Source organism: Enterobacter sp. KBR-315C3_2022 (assembly GCF_041399425.1).
Lineage (GTDB): Bacteria > Pseudomonadota > Gammaproteobacteria > Enterobacterales > Enterobacteriaceae > Enterobacter.
On sequence record NZ_JBGKEB010000054.1, the window covers coordinates 1 to 3,476 of the forward strand.

Sequence of the window (3,476 nt, forward strand, 5' to 3'; positions counted from 1 at the left end):
CAGGACATGCCGTACTTGCCTGTGGAGGGATGGCGCATTCAGGCCACCCGTTGAAGCAGGAACCCACCGGGGTGATTCAGGCTTCGGTCTGAACGCTGCAGGAATCCCCGTCCTTCAGGGCGGGGAGGATGTCAATACTGAGAAATACAGCTCATAAAGGAAATATGCCCCGCGCATGTTGTCCGCTTTACAGTTAGTCTCCACCCCGGCAGCGGACTGACGCTGCTGACGGCTGCGATCTCCCTGTGGAATACTGTGTATATGGAAAGAGCAGTCGATGCCCTGAAGCGTAAAGGGCTGAAGATCAACGAGCAACTGTTGTCGCATTTGTCGCCGTTAGGCTGGGAGCACATCAATCTGACAGGTGATTATATCTGGAAAAGCAACAGGATACCTGCTTCCGGTAAGTTTCGTCGACTGAGACCAGCCAAAGTCGAGAAGGTTAAAAAACAGCCTTAACGTACAATAATTTTCGATATCCAAACTGACCCCAAGTAGTGCAGCAGGTACTACAGTCTTCCGAGACTTAAAACCACAGCATCGTTCCCATTAAAATCCTTCCAACCGCCACTTGTTTATCCGCTGTGTACGCCTGTGGTATAATTCCAATATAACGTGTCTTATGCTGAGTAATGAGGGATAAAGCACAGTATGTTGGATTTATCGTTAACAAAACCCGATGAAGTAGCCTCACTTCTGTGCGAGCGATTGCGTACAGAAAGGATCAACCAACAGATGACTCAGTCCGAGCTGGCAAAGCGGGCTGGTATTGGTGTGAATACATTATCCAACCTAGAATCAGGTAAAAATACCAGTTTTGAGAATATTATTCGTGTAGCAATGATCCTTGGCCGGACTGATGAGTTGGAATCACTGTTTAAACCAAAGCTGGAAAGTCTGGAAGATTTCCGCCGATATGAGTACACGTTAACCCGCAAGCGCATCAGAAATAAGAGTCCAAAAAATGATTAGTGTTGATGTTTTTTATGATGGCTGGGGAGAGCACTGGCGTTGGGGAACGTTAGCTACGACGACAGCTTTGACAGGTCGACCGGTGACTGTTTTCGAATATAGTCCTGAAGCCCAAAAAAAAGGACTGGAGCTGGCAAGCTATACGCTACCGCTGGCTGGGCCGAAACTCCGGAGTGATTTCCCTCTGCACCAGTTAGGGCTTCCTGGACCAGTTTACGACTCCCTGCCAGATGGATGGGGGATGCTGCTCATGGATAGATTGTTTCGTAAACGCGGACTTAACATTGCAAGAATCGGCCCCCTCGAACGACTCACCTATATCGGCAGTAATGCTATGGGGGCTATGTCTTATAAGCCAGTATCACCGGATGTTGCATCTGTTCAGGAAGATATCCCGGTTAGCCAGTTAGCTGCGGAGGTACAGGAAGTACTTAAAGGTGAAGGAGGGGAGTTTCTCAACCGGCTTTTACTTATGGGCGGTTCTCCACAGGGAGCCCGGCCAAAAGCCCTGTTGTATCGCCACTCTGCGATGGATGAGTTTACAACGATACCTTCACAGGAACTTGAGCCATGGCTGATTAAGTTCCCTGCCAGGCAGGAGCATCCCGAAGTTTGCGCTGTGGAAATGGTCTACTCTCAGTGCCTGAGAGAATGTGGGATTGAAACGCCAGAAACCAGGTATTTTGAATTACCTGACGGACAAGCGGCTTTTGCAAGCCGACGATTCGACAGAGAAAGAGAAATGAAAGTACCAATGCAAAGCCTCGCAGCCTTTACAGGTGCAAATTATCAGATCCCGGGCTCCATGGATTATGCAAACTTCATTAGGGCGACACAGCTCTGCACGAATGATATTAGTGAAAAAAAACGAGCATTTGAGCGCGTGGTATTCAATGTCATCTTTAATAACCGGGATGATCATCCCAAAAACTTTGCCTATCTGATGTCTCAGGAGGGGAGCTGGTCCCTTGCACCGGCCTTTGACATTACTTTCTGCGATGGTCCCGGCGGGTATCATCAGATGGATGTTATGGGGGAAGCGCTCAGCATAGAACTTAAGCATCTGGTTGCCCTGGGAACCCGGGAAGCTGAGCTAGAGGTGAATCAGATAGACGAGCTAATTGAGCGGATTTCGTCTGTGGCTACCACATTTTCCGCAAAGTGCCGTGACCTACTTCCCGAAAAAGTCACCAAAGATACTATCAGTTATATTCAGAATCGCATCAACGAAAACATTGCCGGTATGCAATCCAAATAAGCTATCGCGGCCTCAAAAAAGAGGTCGCTTTCATGCAAACTACATCGAGAATTTCTTATCCACACTTAACTGCAAGAGACCTCACAAATTAGCTGCTAACCGCAGCCCATCCAGGGAGCAAGTATTCTTTTAAACTACCTTTAACTATATTCTTTTAAAAAGATTACCTGTTCATATGTAATTCAGGGGATAGCTGTAGTTACAACATCCAACCGAGCGGCCCATTCCACCACCTGAAGCTTCTCAGCTGTGACTGAAACTTGTAGCCCCTCTCAAACCACGATTTAGTCCTGTGCACAGCGGTAACACCGGAGCCGGGACCCACCACTGAAAAGCGAGCGCGCCCGGGCCGAAGGCCCGGAACACCATCGCTTTTAATAATGGATGTTGTAACTAGATTTTGAGTCGCTGTGAATAGTGTCGCTGGAGGTTTTGAGTACACGCCCGTAAGCGGCCCTTACGGCCCGCTAACGCGGAGATACGCCCCGACTGCGGCTTCGCCTTGTCGTGACCACTCCGACAGCGCACATAAGCTTCTGTACCGCGTCTGGCGGGTTTAGTCTGGCAGGGCGAAGGGATGGATTGGTGTAACCTATCAATTACGTAACCGGCTGCGCCGGGCTACGGCGCCACTTACCTTCAGAAGTATATTTAACGCCAGCTGGCGCCTTTCATGCCGCAATGCGGCATCCATTTTGCTTCAAATTTGAGCATAAATATTGAATACTAAAGCCTAGATTTAATAAGGATATAGATATGTCATTCAGCGCAATTGATCCGCAATCAGGACTGTTAAAGCCCATACAATGGTTTATCGAACATAATATTAGAGCTGGCATCTGTTCCGTATGTGGAGATGCCATCGGAGTCAGAGCAGATAAAACCGTGAGAACCAGCGCTCACTTTGCTCATGAACGTGGCTCTTCCTGTCCAACCGTGACGGGCAATCGAACACGCTATGAAAATATGGGAGCTTCTCAATATGATGATAAGCAGGCAAAATTCCTAAGAAATGCAGTTTCAGAGCATATTTATGAGATTTTTATCAATTTTCAGGCGTTGACTGAGGGTGGAAAAATTCAGGAATTCAGGGATGCTCTGAGCAAAGCTGACGAACTCAGGATCTGGAGATATCTCGGATTAACAATACCTTTCGTTCCATATATTCTTGTTACACTGGTCGAACAATTTAATAAAAAGGATAGTGTGTTCAGAAAGGATGATTTCTTTTTTATTCTTCCTTCCG

The 3,476-nt window shown here is 47.6% G+C and carries 4 protein-coding genes and 1 pseudogene; all 5 read left to right on the forward strand.

Translation table 11 applies throughout. The annotated features are described in order from the left end of the window. A partial coding sequence (locus AB8804_RS23110) for a hypothetical protein (RefSeq protein WP_371190273.1) occupies window positions 1–92 on the forward strand: 92 nt, incomplete at its 5' end. A gap of 118 nt (window positions 93–210) precedes the next feature. Then, a pseudogene (locus tag AB8804_RS23115) lies at window positions 211–459 on the forward strand (Tn3 family transposase); the annotation flags it as partial. Between the two features lie 192 nt (window positions 460–651). Continuing rightward, on the forward strand, window positions 652–972 hold the full coding sequence (locus AB8804_RS23120; RefSeq protein WP_371190268.1) for a helix-turn-helix domain-containing protein: 321 nt from the start codon (window positions 652–654) through the stop codon (window positions 970–972). Continuing rightward, window positions 965–2,230 carry a type II toxin-antitoxin system HipA family toxin gene (locus AB8804_RS23125; RefSeq protein WP_371190270.1) on the forward strand — a complete coding sequence of 422 codons (1,266 nt, stop codon included), beginning with the start codon at window positions 965–967 and terminating at the stop codon, window positions 2,228–2,230. Before AB8804_RS23120 ends, AB8804_RS23125 begins: the two co-directional genes overlap by 8 nt. Window positions 2,231–2,986: 756 nt before the next feature. Then, on the forward strand, window positions 2,987–3,476 hold a 490-nt coding region (locus tag AB8804_RS23130), incomplete at its 3' end, for a hypothetical protein (RefSeq protein WP_371190272.1).

Coding starts and splice junctions, on each gene's coding strand:
- AB8804_RS23125 (WP_371190270.1), top strand. CDS start 965: ATGATTAGTGTTGATGTTTTTTATGATGGCTGGGGAGAGCACTGGCGT.
- AB8804_RS23120 (WP_371190268.1), top strand. CDS start 652: ATGTTGGATTTATCGTTAACAAAACCCGATGAAGTAGCCTCACTTCTG.